Source organism: Acidimicrobiales bacterium (genome assembly GCA_035316325.1).
Classification (GTDB): Bacteria; Actinomycetota; Acidimicrobiia; order Acidimicrobiales; family VFJN01; genus DASXTK01.
The window spans coordinates 1-14,732 of record DATHJB010000001.1; the positions used below are offsets into that span (position 1 = coordinate 1).

A 14,732-nucleotide genomic window follows, 5' to 3' on the forward strand; every position below is an offset into this window, starting at 1 on the left:
CCGACCGGCATGCCCACCAGCTCGCGGGGCGGGTTCGAGCCCATCTTCCGGTTGGCGTAGGCGTTGAGCATGAACTGGAGCGGCATCGGCAGCGTGCCCGGCGACTCCGGGGCCTCCCAGGCGTCGGTCCACGCCGTCCGCAGCTGGCGGGCCGGCTTGCCGGTGAAGGCGCGGGACCGGACCGTGTCCGTCGACATGGCGGCCAGCAGCTTGTCGGTCACCACCCCGCCCTGGGTGTTCTCGGAGACGGTCAGCCAGATCGATCCGGTCCAGACGCCGTCGGCGCCGAGCGCCATGGCCGCCGCCATCTGGCGGCCGCTGCCGATGCCCCCGGCGGCCAGCACGGGCACCGGGGCGACGGCGTCGACGACGTCGGGGATGAGCACCATGGTGGCGACCTCGCCGGTGTGCCCGCCGGCCTCGTAGCCCTGGGCGATGATGATGTCCACGCCCTGCTGCACGTCCCGGACGGCCTGCTCGGCCCGGCCGATGAGCGCGGCCACCTTCACGCCCTGCTCGTGGGCCTGGTCGATGGCCGCCTTGGGCGGCGGGCCGAGGGCGGAGGCGAGCAGCGCGATGTCGTGCGAGAGGGCGATCTCGATCTGCGGGCTGCCCGTGGCCTCGGTCCAGCCGAGCACACCGGCACCCATGCCGGCGCCGGACTCCAGCTCGGCCTCGGGGACGGGCGTGACGCCGTGGTCGGCCAGGATCTTGTCGACGTAGTCCCAGTGCTCCTGGCTGATGTACTCCCGGAGCTTGGCGCCGATGTCGCTGGTGTCGGCGATGCCGGCGTCACGGTCGACGGTCTTGACCGGCATGACGACGTCCACGCCGTAGGGCTTGCCGCCGACGTGCTCGTCGATCCACCTCAGCTCCAGCTCGAGTTGCTCGGGGGAGAAGGCCAGGGCCCCGAGCACGCCCATGCCGCCGGCGTTGGTCACGGCGGCGACGACGTCCCGGCAGTGGCTGAACGCGAACAGCGGGTACTCGATCCCGAACATCTCGGTCAGGCGGTTCTTCATGCCTTGGCCTCCTGGGCGGTGGCGGCGGGGTGGTCGGTGACGGGGTGGTCCTCGGCGATCGCCTTGGCCCGGCGGTAGTCGGGCTTGCCGCTGGGGTGGCGGGGCATGGCGTCCACGAGGTGGAGCTCGCGGGGCACCTTGTAGCGGGCCACCTTCGTGCGGCAGTGCTCGGTCAGCTCGTCGAGCGTGGGCGCGGCGCCGGGCCGGGGTTCGACGATGGCGGCGACCCGCTGGCCCCAGCGCTCGTCGGGGACGCCGACGACGAGGGCATCGAACACGGAGGGGTGGGCCTTCAGGGCCGACTCCACCTCCTCGGGGTAGATCTTCTCGCCGCCCGAGTTGATGCACTGGCTGCCCCGCCCGAGCAGCGTCATCGTGCCGTCGAGCTCCAGGCGGGCGAAGTCGCCGGGCACCGAGTGGCGCTTCCCGTCGACGGTGATGAAGGTCGCGGCGCTCTTCTCCGGATCCTTGTAGTACTCGAGGGGCACGTTGCCGCCCCGGGCCATCCGGCCGACCTCACCCGGCTCCACGGGCTGGTTCTGCTCGTCGATGACGATCGTGTCGGGCCCGCGGTCGACGTTGATGAGGCCCCCGCCGGCCATGGTGGTGTTGTCCTTGTCGACGAGGCGCATCCCGTTGAACCCGCTCTCGGAGGACCCGACCGCCTCGCTGATGAACAGGTCGGGGAGCAGCTCGAAGAGCTGGTCCTTCACCACCGGTGAGAACACGGCCGCCGTGGAGCTGACGGCCACCAGCGACGAGGTGTCGTAGGGGTGGGCGCGGAGGGCGTCGATCAGCGGACGGGCCATCGCGTCGCCGGTGATGGCGAGGGTGGCGATCCTGTAGGTCTCGATGTTCTGCCAGACGGCGCCGGCGTCGAAGTGGGGGAGCAGGACGGACGTGGTGCCCCTGACGAGGCCACCGATCGTGCCCCACTGCGCGGCGCCGTGCATGAGCGGGGCCAGCACCAGGCCGACCCCGGGCTCGGTCTCCCCGGCCAGCCGCGACATCTGGTGCTCGTCCTCGATGCGCTCGCCGGTCATGAAGTCGATGCCGCCACCCAGGACCCGCCACACGTCCTCGTGCCGCCACACGACGCCCTTGGGGTACCCGGTGGTGCCGCCGGTGTAGAGGATGTAGATGTCGTCGTCGGAGCGGGGCGGGAAGTCCCGCTCGGGGGCGGCGGCGGCCAGGGCCTCCTCGTACGACCAGGACTCGGCGCTGGGGGCGGTGCCGCTGCCGTCGTCGACCACCAGCGCGTGGCGCAGCTGTCGTAGCCGGGGCCGCACCGCGTCCACGAGCGGCGAGAACTGGGCCTGGTGGACGACGGCGACCGAGTCGCTGTTCTCGAGCAGGTACACCAGCTCGTCCTCGACGTACCGGTAGTTGACGTTGATCGGGACGGCCCGCAGTTTGAACGCCGCCAGCATCGTCTCGACGTACTCGAGGCTGTTGTACGAGTAGAGGGCGACGTGGTCGTTGCGACCGACCCCCTGTTCGGCCAGGTGGTGGGCCAGCCGGTTCGCCCGCTCCTCGAGCTCCCGGAAGGTCCGCCGCCGATCGCCGCAGATCAGCGCCGTCCGATCGGGCACGACGTCGACCGTGTGCTCGATGAAGTCGGCGAGGTTGAAGGCCATGTCGGGCAGTAGAACACGTTCTCGGAAGAGGGGCAACGGAGCCCGCAGGTTCAGGGCAATCCGGCGTGCTGGCGGCCGCAGGTAGAATGTGTTCTACTGCGCCGATGACCTCGGGGGAGTCCATCTACACGCTCGAGCTGCCGTACCGACGAAGTGTCGGCCCGGTGGTCGGAGCCTTCCTCACCGGCCTGCGCGACCAGCAGGTCCTCGGCAGCCGGACCCCCGGTGGGCGGGTGGTCGTCCCGCCCCTCGAGTACGACCCGGAGACGGGTGACGCCGTCGACGAGCTCGTCGAGGTGGGGTCGGCCGGGGTGGTCACCACCTGGGCGTGGGTCGACGAACCGCTGCGCAAGCACCCCCTGGACCGACCCTTCGCCTGGGTGCTGGTGCAGCTCGACGGTGCGGACACCTCGCTGGTGCACGCGCTCGACGCGGACAGCGCCGACGCCGTGTCGACCGGGATGCGCGTGCAGATCCGGTGGGCCGAGGCGCGCGAGGGCCACATCCGCGACATCGCCTGCTTCGAACCGGAGGGCCGCTGATGGCGGAGGCGCCGCAGGAGGAGGGAGGGCCGGTCCGCTTCATGAAGCAGCACATCGCGCTCGACTACAAGGTGCACGTCAGCCCCCTGGCCGCGCGGTTCGGCGAGCAGCTGCGAGGCGGGCAGATCGTGGGGAGCCGCTGCCCCCGGTGCGGGCTGGTGTACGTGCCGACCCGGGCCTTCTGCCCGATGTGCACCGTCGCCATGGGCGAACGGGACGAGGCCCCGCTGCCCGACCGCGGCACCGTCACCTCGTTCACGATCCTGACGCCGATCCAGTACCACGGGCAGAAGGAGCGGGAGGACTACGCGCTGGCCAGCATCCTGATCGACGGCGCGGACGGCACGGTCGGCCAGCAGCGCCTCTCCGACATCCCCCTCGACAAGATCCGCATGGGGATGCGGGTGGAGGCGGTGTGGGCCCCCGAGGATGAGCGGGCCGGCGATCCGGGTGATCGTGGCTACGGCTTCGGGAACGCCCTCCGGGGCTGGCGGCCCACGGGTGAGCCCGACGTGGCGGCCGACGAGTTCGCGGAGCACGTGCTCTGATGGCCCGCGACGTCGCCATCGTCTCCTTCGCGCAGACGCCCTCCACCCACGGCGTCACCGAGACCGAGTCCCAGCTCCTCTTCCCCGTGATCGCGGAGGCCATCGAGCGCTCCGGGATCCCCCGCAGGGACATCGGCTTCACCTGCTCGGGCAGCGCGGACTACCTGGCCGGGGCCAGCTTCGCCTTCGTCGGCAACCTCGAGGCCACCGGCGCCTGGCCCCCCATCTCCGAGAGCCACGTGGAGATGGACGGTGCCTGGGCGCTGTACGAGGCCTGGGTGCGGCTGCAGCACGGGGACGTCGACACGGCGCTGGTGTTCTCGTCGGGCATCTCCTCCCGCGGCGACATGCGCGAGGTGCTCTGCCTGCAGAACGACCCCTACTACCTGATGCCGCTGTGGGCCGACCACGTGTCGCTGGCCGCGCTCCAGGCCCGGGCGCTGCTCGACACGGGCAAGGTGACCGAGGCCGACCTGGCCGAGGTGGCCGCCCGCAGCCGGCGGGCTGCGACCGGCAACCCCATGGCCCAGGTGGCGGGCGACGTCACCGCCGAGGCGATGTCCGCCGAGCCCTACGTCGTCGCCCCTCTGCGGGCCGGTGACTGCCCGCCCGTCTCCGACGCCGCCGCCGCCATGGTGCTGGTCGCCGGGGACCGGGCCCGCGAGGTGTGCGAGCGCCCGGCGTGGATCCGCGGCATCGACCACCGCATCGAGCCCCACTACCCCGGCGTGCGCGACCTGACCACCAGCCGGTCGACCCGACTGGCCGCTGAGCACGTGGGCGTCGGTGACGCCCCGGTCGAGGTGGCCGAGCTGAGCGCCACCTTCAGCCACGAGGAGCTCATCCTGCGCGATGCCCTCGACCTGGCCGGCGACGTCGAGGTCAACCCCTCCGGCGGCGCGCTGGCCGCCAACCCGCTCATGGTCACCGGGCTGATCCGCATCGGCGAGGCCTTCCGCCAGATCCACGAGCACGGCCGCACCCGCACGCTCGGGCACGCCACCTCGGGGCCGTGCCTGCAGCAGAACCTCGTCTGCGTCCTGGAAGGAGACCGCTGATGGCCGAGCGCTGCGCGGTGGTGGGCGTCGGGCAGACGCACCACACCAAGGTGCGCGATGACGTGTCCCTCGCGGGGCTGCTCCGGGAGGCGGGTCAGCGAGCGCTCGACGACGCCGAGATGACCTGGTCCGACATCGACGCCGTCGTGATCGGCACCGCCCCCGACTCCTTCGAGGGCGTGATGATGCCCGAGCTGTACCTGGCCGACGCGCTGGGCGCCGCGGGCAAGCCGATCATGCGGGTCCACACCGCGGGCAGCGTCGGCGGCTCCACGGCCATCGTCGCCACGCACCTCGTCGAGTCGGGTGTCCGCCGGCGGGTCCTCACGCTGGCCTTCGAGAAGCAGTCGGAGGGCGACACCACCTGGGCCCTCGGCGGCGGTCGGAGCGGCGGCGTGGGAGCCGGCGGCTACTTCGCGCCCCACATCCGCGCCTACATCGCCCGCTCGAACGCCCCCGAGTACGTCGGGTGGATGGTGGCGGTCAAGGACCGCAAGAACGCGCTGAAGAACCCCTATGCCCACCTCAAGGTCCCGGACATCGACCTGGAGATGGTGCGCGACTCGCCGATGGTGTGGGACCCGGTCCGCCGCCTGGAGAGCTGCCCGGCCTCCGACGGGGCCTGCGCGATGGTCCTGACCGACGAGGCCGGCGGCGATGCCGCCTCGAAGCCGCCGGCCTGGGTGCACGGCACCGCGGTGCGCAGCGAGCTCGGCCAGTTCCCGGGTCGCGACCCGGTGAACCCTCGCGGCGGCCAGGACTGCGCGGCCGACGTGTACCGCCAGGCCGGGATCACCAACCCCCTCGAGGAGGTGGACGTGGTGGAGTGCTACGTGCCGTTCAGCTGGTACGAGCCGATGTGGATGGAGAACCTCGGCTTCGTGCCGCCCGGCGAGGGTTGGAAGCTCACCGAGGACGGTGCGACCGAGATCGGCGGGAAGCTGCCGGTGAACCCCTCGGGCGGCGTCCTGTCGTCCAACCCGATCGGTGCCAGCGGCATGCTGCGCTTCGCCGAGGCGGCGATGCAGGTGCGGGGCACCGCCGGCGCGCACCAGGTCGCCGACGTCCACACCGCAGTGGGGCACGCCTACGGCGGCGCCGCCCAGTACTTCGCCATGTGGGTCCTCCGGGACACGAAGCCGTGACCGCCACCGAGACCCCGGCCGATGAGCACCTGCTCGTCGAGCGGGACGGCCACGCGCTGATCCTGACGATGAACCGGCCCGAGCGACGCAACGCGCTGTCCCCGTCGATGATGCAGGCCATGGGCGAGGCGTGGGACGAGGTCAACGCCAACCCCGACATCCGCGTCGCCATCCTCACGGGCGCCGGTGGGTCGTTCTGCGCCGGCGCCGACCTCGCCGCCATGACGCAGTCGCACCCCGGCGACGCCTTCGAGCGATCCGAGGGGACCTCCGACCTGTCGAGCGGCGTGATCAAGCCGCTGCTCAAGGGCTTCCTCCTCGAGAAGCCGCTCATCGCCGCCGTCGAGGGCGCGGCGGTGGCGGGCGGCACCGAGATCCTCCAGGGCACCGACGTCCGCATCGCCGGCGAGAGCGCCCGCTTCGGCGTGTCCGAGGTCCGCTGGGGGCTCTACCCGCTCGGAGGGTCGGTGGTGCGGCTGCGCCGTCAGATCCCCTACACCGTCGCCGCGGACATGCTCCTGACGGGCCGGCACGTCTTCGCCCCGGAGGCCAAGGAGATCGGGCTGATCGGCGAGGTCGTCCCCGACGGGACTGCGCTGGACCGGGCCCGAGAGGTGGCGGCCGCCATCGCCGCCAACGGCCCCGTCGCGGTGCAGGCGGTGCTTCGGGCGCTGCGCGCCACCGAGGCGACGCCGGAGCGGGAGGCCATGCGGATCGACTCGGAGATCGGGATGGACGTGTTCAAGAGCGACGACGCCAAGGAAGGCCCCAAGGCCTTCATGGAGAAGCGCACACCGCAGTTCAAGGGGAGGTAGCGAGCCATGGACAAGGACCGGCCCTTCCGGGACCTCCCGTAGATTCGAGGCGTGACGATGGCCGACGACACCACCTCCGAGCTGTCCCCCGAGCTGTCCCCCGAGCAGCAGGACCGTCGGCGCCGGCTCATCGACGCCGCCTTCGAGCTGGGGGCCGAGGGCGGCTACGGCGCTGTGCACATGCGCGACGTGTCCATCACGGCCAACGTCGCCCTGGCCACGATCTACCGGTACTTCTCGTCGAAGGACGACCTGCTGGCGGCGGCCATGACCGAGTGGACGGCCCGGCTCCGCGGGCGGGTGGCGCAGTCGCCGCCGCGCGGCGAGACCCGAGTCGAGCAGATGGTCGACGTCCTGAGCCGGGCCTGCCGGGCGATGGAGCGCCAGCCGAAGCTGAGCGAGGCGCTCGTCCGAGCCCTCTCGTCCGCCGACGCCGGCGTGCGCGAGAGCGGGGCCGACGTGCAGCGCCAGATCGCCTCCATGGGCGACGCCATCCTGGTCGACCTCGATCCCGAGGTCCGCGCCGACATCCTCGCCGCCATCGGGCATGTCTGGTACTCCACCCTCGTTTCGTGGGCCAACGGCCGGCGCGACTTCGCGTCGGTGACCACCGAGCTCGAACGGGCCGCCCGCGTGCTGATCACCCCCTACGAGCAGCAGGTCGAGGCGACCCGTTCGCGGGGGAACGGCACGCGGTCGGCGCGGCTCTAGATGGCGAGCGTGCGGCCCTCCCAGTACGGGTCGCGCAGCTTGCGCTTGTAGAGCTTGCCGTTCGGGTCGCGCGGCATCTCGTCGGTGTAGTCGACGGACTTGGGCAGCTTGAACCTGGCCAGCCGCTCGGCGCAGTGGGCGAGGAGCCGCTCGGTCAGCGCGTCGTCGCCCTCGACGCCGGGGGCGGGCTCGACGACCGCCTTGATCTCCTCGCCCCAGTCGTCGTGGGGGATCCCGAACACGGCGGCGTCGGCCACGTCGGGATGGGTCAGCAGCGCGCCTTCGATCTCGGCCGGGTAGATGTTCACGCCGCCCGAGATGATCATGTCGGACTTGCGGTCGCAGAGGAACAGGTAGCCGCCCTCGTCCAGGTAGCCGATGTCGCCGACGGTGAAGAACCCGGCCGTGCGGTTGGCGTCGGTCTTGCCGCGGTCCTTGAAGTACTCGAAGTCTCCCTGCCCGAGCTTCATGTACACGGTGCCGATCTCGCCTGTGGGGACGTCCTGGCCAGCGTCGTCGAGGATCCGGATCTCGCTCGTCGGCCAGGGGAGGCCCACCGTGCCGGGGCGCTCGAGCCACTGCTCGGGGGTGACCACCGTGCCGCCGCCCTCGGTGGCGGCGTAGTACTCGTAGACGACCGGCCCCCACCAGTCGAGCATTCGCTGCTTGATCTCCACGGGGCACGGGGCGGCGGCGTGGACCATGGACCGCAGGCTCGACACGTCGTACCGGGCCCGCACCTCCTCGGGGAGGGCGAGCAGGCGGTGGAACTGCGTCGGGACCATGTGGCTGTGGGTGACCCGGTAGCGCTCGATCAGCCCGAGCATGCTCTCGGGGGTCCACCGGTCCATCAGCACGACCGGGTGCCCGAGGTGCAGCGAGCCCGAGGCGAAGGCCAAGACCGCGGTGTGATACAGCGGTGAGCCGCAGACGTGGACGTTGCCGTCGTGGGCCTGGGTGCCGAAGAGCCGGAGCAGGAACCCGCCCCCGGCCGCGGCGACGTCGGGGTCTCCGCCGGACAGCTTCCGGCGGACCCCCTTCGGCTTCCCGGTCGTCCCCGACGTGTAGTGCATGGCCGCGCCGGCGGCCCGGTCGTCGGGCGGCGTGGAGGGCTGGCCGTCGGTGAGGTCGGCCCACGTGCGGAACCCCGGCACCTCACCCACACTGAAGCGCCGATCCGCCGGTAGGCCGATGGCGTCCGCCGCCACCTGGCAGGCCTCGCTGAAGCGCTCGTGGACGACGAGGGCGCCGGCCTCGCAGTCGTCCACGATGTAGGCGATCTCGGGACCGACCAGGTGGTGGTTGATCGGGGTGAGGTACAAGCCGGCCTGGGTGACGGCGAAGTACAGCGCCAGCATCTCGATGCTGTTCGGCAGCACCGTGGCGACCCCGTCTCCCGCCTGCAGGCCGAGGGCCCGCAGGCCGTGCACCAGGCGGTTGGCCTCGGCGTGCAGGTCCCCGTAGGTGATCTCGCGCCCGTCGGGGTCGATCACCGCCAGTCGTCCCGGGCCTTCCTCGGCCAGCCTCCAGAACCCCGTCGTGTCGCTCACCCGGGGCAGGGTAGAACGCGTTTCAGTCGGAGTCGATGGGCTCTGCGAGAACGTGTTCTACTTGAGGGGTGGACATGGACCTCCCGAGCGACGACGACCCCCGACGGCTGCAGGTGCGGGTCTGGTTGGCCGGGCACCCCGATCCCACCCCCGCCCAGCTGGTCGAGGCGGGCTACGTGACCACCCACTGGCCCGAGCCGTGGGGCCTCGACGCGGAGCCCGAGCTGCAGCTCATCGTCGACGACGAGCTGAGGCGGGCCGGCGTCACCAAGCCCATGAACCCGATCGGCATCGGCCACTGCGGCCCGGTCATCGTGGTCCACGGCACCGAGGAGCAGAAGGCCCGCTACCTCCCGCCGATGCTGCGCGGCGAGGAGATGTGGTGCCAGCTCTTCAGCGAGCCCGAGGCGGGCTCCGACCTGGCGAGCCTCTCGACCCGAGCGGTGCGCGACGGCGACGTCTTCGTGGTGAACGGCCAGAAGGTCTGGACGTCCTTGGCGCAGGTGGCGAAGTTCGGGATCCTGATCGCCCGCACCGACGTCGACACGTCGAAGTACACGGGCATCTCCTACTTCATCGTCCCGATGGACCTGCCGGGCATCGAGATCCGGCCGCTGCGCAACATGGTCGGCACCTTCGGCGACGCCGGGTTCTGCGAGGTGTTCTTCACCGACGTGGCCGTGTCGGCCGAGAACTTGATCGGGTCGCTCCACGGTGGGTGGGCGATGGCCAAGGAGACGCTGGCCAACGAGCGGGTGTCGCTCTCCCGGGACGGCCTCCAGTGGGGGCACGGCCCGACCGTCCGCGACCTGGTCGAGCTCGTCCGCTCTCGCGGCGACGGGCTACCGGCGCCGCTGCGGCAGCGACTGGTCGCCGGCTACATCGAAGGGGAGATCATGCGCTACCACCAGCTGCGCCAGATCTCGGCCAAGGTGAACAAGAAGCCCGGTCCCGATGCCTCGCTGCGCAAGGCGCTGAAGGATCCGCACGGCAAGACCGTGTTCACCCTCGCCAAGGACCTGATGGGGGCCACCGGGATGCTGGCCGCTGATCAGGACCCGGTGTGGGAGCCGTGGGCCAACGGGTTCCTGTTCAGCCCGGCCCTGACGGTGGGCGGGGGCACCTCCGAGGTGCTGCGCAACATCATCGCCGAGCGCATCCTCGGTCTCCCGCACGACGTCGACGTGGACCTGGGCCTCACGTGGGCCGAGAGCCGGGAACGCAGCCGTCAGGGGGCGGGCAGGGCCCCGTCGCCGGAGGTGGCCGCCGAGCGGTCGACCCCCGCCGCCCAGGAGGCGAAGAGCCTGGCGTAGGCGCCGCCTCGGGCCATGAGGTCGGCGTTAGCTCGAGTTGGCAGACGGCTCGCTGTCTGTGGACGGCGGTACCTTCGGCCAGCGGCTACTGGTGAATGTCCCTCCAGGTCATGCGGCGTTCAAGCAGGCCCGTGTTCGCGCGTGTCAGGTGGTGGTAGGTGCGGGTGAGGTCGTGTCGCATCATCGCGTCGGCGCGGTCCGGATCGCGGTCGCGGATCGCCTCGAACACGTCGGCGTGCACCTTGGCCACCTCCCGACGGCGTCGGACCGAGTACTCCCGGTCGCCGGCCGAGCTGGCCATCACAAGGTGCAGGGCCCGTCCGAGGAGCTCGAACACGGAGTTGTTCACCGCCCCTGCGATCGCGTCGTGGAACGCCCGGCTCAGCCGGAGGAAGGCGGCCAGGTCCGCGACCGCCTCCCTCGTCTCGGCAACGATCTGCTCGAGCTCTGCGAGCTGTTCGGGCGTCGCCCGCTCCGCGGCGAGCGCCGCCATGGTCGGCTCGAGGGTCTCTCTGGCTTCGAGCACGGACCCGAAGGCGGTCCGGTCGATGGCGAGCAGCAGGCTGAGGGTGATGGCCAGCGACTGCGAATCGGGGGCGGTGACCATCGGGCCCCCGCCGGGTCCCGGGCGCACCCTGATCACCTCTTGCATCTCGAGGTAGCGAAGGGCTTCCCGGAGCACCCCACGGCTCACGTCGTAGCGCTCGAGCATGACGCGCTCCGGCGGCAGCATGTCGCCCGGGGTCAACTCGTTGTCGAGGATCTCTGCCACGATCCGCTGCGCCACGACATGGGCGAACTTCGGCGGACGGCCATTTCGCATGCTCACTGCTCCTGGGCTCGGACGACGAGTTCGGATGAGCGAGCGCGCCCGCCCCCGGGAAACCAGGCTAATGGTAGTACTGGAATCGCTTGACCCTTCGGTTAACTATGAGCATCATATGGTTGGTAGTCCGAAGGGGGGAGCGTGCGATGGTGACCGAGCAATGCCGCGATGCGGGACGGGACGGGGCGACGACGGTGCACCGGCGACGGAGCGGCGTGTGGCGTGCGCTCGCGCTGCTCGTCACGCTGGTGGTGCTCGCCGCCGCGTGTGGTGGTGACGACGACTCCGCCGATGGACCGGACCAGGCTGCGGTCGCCGACCCGAACGGTGTGCTCAAGGTCGGGCTCAACATCCCGAGCGAGCTGCTGAAGCTCGACTACCGCTTCGCCTACAACAACTCCCAGGGCGAGATCCACTACCAGCTCAACTCCCCGTTGGTCCGGTACGACACCGAGACGAAGGCGTACGAGCCGTACCTGGCCGAGTCCTTCGAGATCAACGACCCGAAGACCGTCACCATCACGATCCGTTCGGACGCGCTGTTCCACGACGGGCGTCCGGTGACCGCAGCGGACGCCAAGGCGTCGATCGAATCCGCCCGGAAGGCCAGCGAGGACGGCGACAACGCGCTGAACGCCGCCATCCAGAGCGTCGCCTCAGTGGACGTCGTCAACGAGCGGACCTTCCGCGTCACCCTGGACGCCCCCGGGCTCGGCGCGCTGTACGAGCTGCTGGTCGGACGCGAGTTCTTCATCATCCCGGCCGGGGCCGGGGCCGACCAGGAAGCGCGCCCGATCGGCACGGGGCCGTTCAAGTTCGTCTCCTACGAGCCCGGCCAACGCCTCGTTCTCGGGCGCTTCGACGAGCACTTCGACGCCGACAACATCGGGCTCAAGGGCATCGAGTTCATCAACGTCAACCGCGGCACCGCCCAGGTGAACGCCCTGCTCTCCGGTGACATCGACTTCGCGCCGGAGGTCAGCGACGCGGGCTCGGCCGCCGCCCTGGAGAGCCACGACGAGATCGCACAGCTGGTCCGACCGGACGACACGAACTTCCTGCACATGCAGATGTGCATGGCCGACGGCCACTTCTGGGACGACGTTCGGGTGCGTCAGGCGATCATGTACGGCACGGACCGGCAGCAGATCCTCGACGCCCTGTTCGGCGGCGACGGCGAGGTGATGAACCAGCTCTGGCCAGAGTCGTCGCCGGAGTACGACGCCGACCTGGCCGACCGCTACCCGTACGATCCGGACAAGGCGCGGGACCTGCTCGAGGACGCGGGCGTGCCCGAGGGGACGCGCGTCGGGATCCTCGCGGTGAGCACGGTGGCCGCCGCGGAGCCGACCTCCCTGATCCTCAAGGACCAGTGGGCCGACATCGGGCTCGACGTCGAGGTCGTGCAGACGGACGACATCACGGCCGACTTCCTCGCGGCCCAGACGGCGCCCTTCGCCCCTCGTGAGGACGCCACGGTGTTGACCAACAGCCGGTCCGGCACGCAGAAGCTGACCCGCTACATGGTCGACGGCGGCACGGCCAACGCCTGCCCGTTCAGCGACCCGGACCTCCAGCGCCTGGGCGGCGACCTCGTGGGCCTCGCGCCCGACGACCCCGAGGCCATCGAGACGTGGCAGGAGGCGAGCAAGCTCGTCCTGGAGGACGCTCGCTGGCTCTTCATCGCCTGGATCCCCACCTACGTGGGGTGGAACGAGGACGTCGTCGGGGGCATGACCCCCGAGAGGAACCGCCAGACGATCGCCGGTACGCGCTTCGAGCTCCTGACCGTCAACGCATGACCCTGCGACCCGGGACGGTGACGAGGTCATGACGTCGGTCGTCGTCCGGCGGCTCCTGTCGCTCCTCCCGTTGCTGCTGTTCGTCTCGATCGGCGTGTTCGCGATGTCGCTCCAGCTTGACCCGGATCGAGCAGCCCGGGTCCGAGCCGGAGGGGCGGACCTCACCTCGTTCGAGGCGCTCGACCAGGTCCGCGAGGAGCTGCGCCTCGATGACCCGGTGGCGGTGCGGTACCTGCACTGGGTGGGAGACGTCAGCCACCTCGACCTCGGCCAGTCGCTCGTCAACGTGGAGTCGCGAGACACCGACGACGGCGTCGAGCTGGGCGGGAGATCGGTGAGCGCACTGCTGTGGGAGCGCCTGCCGCGGACGATCTCCATCGCCGTGGTCGGCCTGTTCTTCGCCTTGCTCCTCGGGGTCCCGGCGGGCCTGATCGGCGGGCTGCGGCCCGGCACGCTCTATGACCGGCTCGGTCTCGGCGCGGCCAGCCTCGGTCTCGCCATCCCGAGCTTCTGGGTGGCGATGCTCCTCGTCCTCAGCTTCTCGATCAACAGGTCGTGGTTCCCGGCGGTCGGCTACTCGCCCGCTTCGGAGGGGGTGTGGGAGTGGTTCCGCCACCTGATCATCCCGGGCCTCGCCCTGTCGCTGCCGATCGCCGCCACCTTGGCCCGCTTCCTCCGCGCGTCGCTCGTCGACGTGCTGGGCTCGCCCTACATCCGCACCGCCTGGGCGAAGGGTGGCGGGACCGCGCACGTGGTGGCCCGCCATGCGCTCCGCAACGCGGCTGCCGCCCCCCTCACCGTCATGGGCATCCAGGTGGCGCAGCTCTTCAGCGGCGCGGTCGTCATCGAGGAGCTGTTCGGCATCGAGGGCGTCGGCGGCCTGGTGGTGAGCGCGGTGCGCTCGAACGACGTGACGGTGCTGCAAGGCGTCGTGGTCTTCTTCGTGCTCGTGACCGTGGGGATCAACCTGCTCGTCGACGTGCTCCACGCGTACCTCAACCCGAAGGTCCAGGCGCTGTGACGGATCTGATGGTGCCCGCGGTGGAGGCGTCCGAGGTTCCCGCGGCGCGCTCGGGGAACCAGGGCGTCGTCCGGCGCTTCATGCGCGACCGGTTCGCCGTCGCCGGCCTCCTCGTTCTCGCTCTCATGACGGTGCTCGCCGTGTTCGCCCCGGTGATCGCCCAGCACGATCCGGAGCAGCTCTTCGTCGGCGTGCCGTTCGAGGAGCCCTCGGGTGCTCATTGGTTCGGCACGGACGACCTCGGCCGGGACAACGCGAGCCGAATCGTGTACGGGACCCGGGTGGCCCTGCGCGTCGCCCTGGAGGTCGCCGCGATCACACTCCTGATCGCGGTCCCGCTCGGCCTGATGGCGGGGTTCGCGGGTGGGGTCATGGACTTCCTGCTGATGCGGCTCGTCGACGCGGTGCAGGCGGTGCCCCCCTTGATCTTCGCCCTCGCGGTCGCGTCCGCCTTCGACCTGAGCTTCAACTGGGCCCTCTTCGGGGTCGGCGTCTCCCTCTCGCCCAGCCTGACCAGGATCGTGCGAGCCGAAACGCTGGCCGTCCGCGAGGAGACGTTCATCGAGGCGTCGGTCGCGGTCGGATCGCGCACGTCGTGGATCCTCTTGCGTCGGGTGCTTCCCAACATCGCCTCGCCGATCATCGTCCAGACGACGATCTTCATGGGCGTCGCGATCCTGGCCGAGGCGGGCCTGAGCATCCTCGGCGTCGGCCTGTCACCGGGGTCGGCGGCTTGGGGCTC

14 protein-coding genes are annotated in these 14,732 nt (G+C 70.9%); 10 read left to right on the forward strand and 4 right to left on the reverse strand.

Going from position 1 to position 14,732, the window contains the following annotated elements:
- Positions 1 to 1,022, reverse strand: a 1,022-nt coding sequence (locus VK611_00005; protein HMG39670.1) for a nitronate monooxygenase, incomplete at its 3' end; no start/stop codon positions are given.
- On the reverse strand, positions 1,019 to 2,659 hold the full coding sequence (locus VK611_00010) for an acyl-CoA synthetase (protein HMG39671.1): 1,641 nt from the start codon (positions 2,657 to 2,659) through the stop codon (positions 1,019 to 1,021). The genes VK611_00005 and VK611_00010, both read right to left, overlap by 4 nt.
- 104 nt (positions 2,660 to 2,763) lie before the next feature.
- On the opposite strand from VK611_00010, the gene VK611_00015 reads away from it, so the two are divergent.
- The 6 genes from VK611_00015 to VK611_00040 are packed head-to-tail and all read left to right on the forward strand — an operon-like array spanning position 2,764 to position 7,478.
- Complete coding sequence (locus tag VK611_00015) at positions 2,764 to 3,201, forward strand: OB-fold domain-containing protein (GenBank protein ID HMG39672.1); 438 nt, start codon at positions 2,764 to 2,766, stop codon at positions 3,199 to 3,201.
- Positions 3,201 to 3,749 (forward strand): Zn-ribbon domain-containing OB-fold protein, encoded by a 549-nt coding sequence (locus VK611_00020; GenBank protein HMG39673.1) that lies wholly within the window; start codon positions 3,201 to 3,203, stop codon positions 3,747 to 3,749. Before VK611_00015 ends, VK611_00020 begins: the two co-directional genes overlap by 1 nt.
- Entirely contained in the window at positions 3,749 to 4,807 is a 1,059-nt protein-coding gene (locus tag VK611_00025; GenBank protein ID HMG39674.1) for a thiolase domain-containing protein, read from the forward strand. The genes VK611_00020 and VK611_00025 overlap by 1 nt, the downstream gene beginning before the upstream one ends.
- Positions 4,807 to 5,952: a thiolase domain-containing protein gene (locus VK611_00030; protein ID HMG39675.1), complete on the forward strand. Its 1,146-nt coding sequence runs from the start codon at positions 4,807 to 4,809 to the stop codon at positions 5,950 to 5,952. The genes VK611_00025 and VK611_00030 overlap by 1 nt, the downstream gene beginning before the upstream one ends.
- Positions 5,949 to 6,767: a crotonase/enoyl-CoA hydratase family protein gene (locus VK611_00035; protein ID HMG39676.1), complete on the forward strand. Its 819-nt coding sequence runs from the start codon at positions 5,949 to 5,951 to the stop codon at positions 6,765 to 6,767. Before VK611_00030 ends, VK611_00035 begins: the two co-directional genes overlap by 4 nt.
- A 57-nt stretch (positions 6,768 to 6,824) precedes the next feature.
- Positions 6,825 to 7,478 (forward strand): TetR family transcriptional regulator, encoded by a 654-nt coding sequence (locus VK611_00040; GenBank protein HMG39677.1) that lies wholly within the window; start codon positions 6,825 to 6,827, stop codon positions 7,476 to 7,478.
- Here VK611_00040 and VK611_00045 read toward each other — a convergent pair.
- Complete coding sequence (locus VK611_00045; GenBank protein ID HMG39678.1) at positions 7,475 to 9,028, reverse strand: acyl-CoA synthetase; 1,554 nt, start codon at positions 9,026 to 9,028, stop codon at positions 7,475 to 7,477. The genes VK611_00040 and VK611_00045 overlap by 4 nt on opposite strands.
- Positions 9,029 to 9,102: 74 nt before the next feature.
- Here VK611_00045 and VK611_00050 point away from each other — a divergent pair, with 74 nt between their 5' ends.
- A complete protein-coding gene (locus VK611_00050) occupies positions 9,103 to 10,341 on the forward strand; it encodes an acyl-CoA dehydrogenase family protein (protein ID HMG39679.1) in 1,239 nt (412 codons plus the stop codon).
- A gap of 85 nt (positions 10,342 to 10,426) precedes the next feature.
- On the opposite strand, the gene VK611_00055 is transcribed toward VK611_00050, so the two are convergent.
- A complete protein-coding gene (locus tag VK611_00055; GenBank protein ID HMG39680.1) occupies positions 10,427 to 11,164 on the reverse strand; it encodes a FadR/GntR family transcriptional regulator in 738 nt (245 codons plus the stop codon).
- Positions 11,165 to 11,313: 149 nt separating this feature from the next.
- Between VK611_00055 and VK611_00060 the strand changes: the two genes are divergently transcribed.
- The 3 genes from VK611_00060 to VK611_00070 form a co-directional block, all read left to right on the forward strand.
- On the forward strand, positions 11,314 to 12,969 hold the full coding sequence (locus VK611_00060) for an ABC transporter substrate-binding protein (GenBank protein ID HMG39681.1): 1,656 nt from the start codon (positions 11,314 to 11,316) through the stop codon (positions 12,967 to 12,969).
- 28 nt (positions 12,970 to 12,997) lie between these two features.
- Positions 12,998 to 13,990 carry an ABC transporter permease gene (locus tag VK611_00065; protein HMG39682.1) on the forward strand — a complete coding sequence of 331 codons (993 nt, stop codon included), beginning with the start codon at positions 12,998 to 13,000 and terminating at the stop codon, positions 13,988 to 13,990.
- The coding region (locus VK611_00070; protein ID HMG39683.1) for an ABC transporter permease at positions 13,987 to 14,732 on the forward strand (746 nt) is incomplete at its 3' end. The genes VK611_00065 and VK611_00070, both read left to right, overlap by 4 nt.

Bases quoted from the DNA above. Each gene is read 5' to 3' on its own strand.
- VK611_00010 (HMG39671.1), bottom strand. From the start codon at position 2,659: ATGGCCTTCAACCTCGCCGACTTCATCGAGCACACGGTCGACGTCGTG.
- VK611_00015 (HMG39672.1), top strand. From the start codon at position 2,764: ATGACCTCGGGGGAGTCCATCTACACGCTCGAGCTGCCGTACCGACGA.
- VK611_00020 (HMG39673.1), top strand. From the start codon at position 3,201: ATGGCGGAGGCGCCGCAGGAGGAGGGAGGGCCGGTCCGCTTCATGAAG.
- VK611_00025 (HMG39674.1), top strand. From the start codon at position 3,749: ATGGCCCGCGACGTCGCCATCGTCTCCTTCGCGCAGACGCCCTCCACC.
- VK611_00030 (HMG39675.1), top strand. From the start codon at position 4,807: ATGGCCGAGCGCTGCGCGGTGGTGGGCGTCGGGCAGACGCACCACACC.
- VK611_00040 (HMG39677.1), top strand. From the start codon at position 6,825: ATGGCCGACGACACCACCTCCGAGCTGTCCCCCGAGCTGTCCCCCGAG.
- VK611_00050 (HMG39679.1), top strand. From the start codon at position 9,103: ATGGACCTCCCGAGCGACGACGACCCCCGACGGCTGCAGGTGCGGGTC.
- VK611_00055 (HMG39680.1), bottom strand. From the start codon at position 11,164: ATGCGAAATGGCCGTCCGCCGAAGTTCGCCCATGTCGTGGCGCAGCGG.
- VK611_00060 (HMG39681.1), top strand. From the start codon at position 11,314: ATGGTGACCGAGCAATGCCGCGATGCGGGACGGGACGGGGCGACGACG.
- VK611_00065 (HMG39682.1), top strand. From the start codon at position 12,998: ATGACGTCGGTCGTCGTCCGGCGGCTCCTGTCGCTCCTCCCGTTGCTG.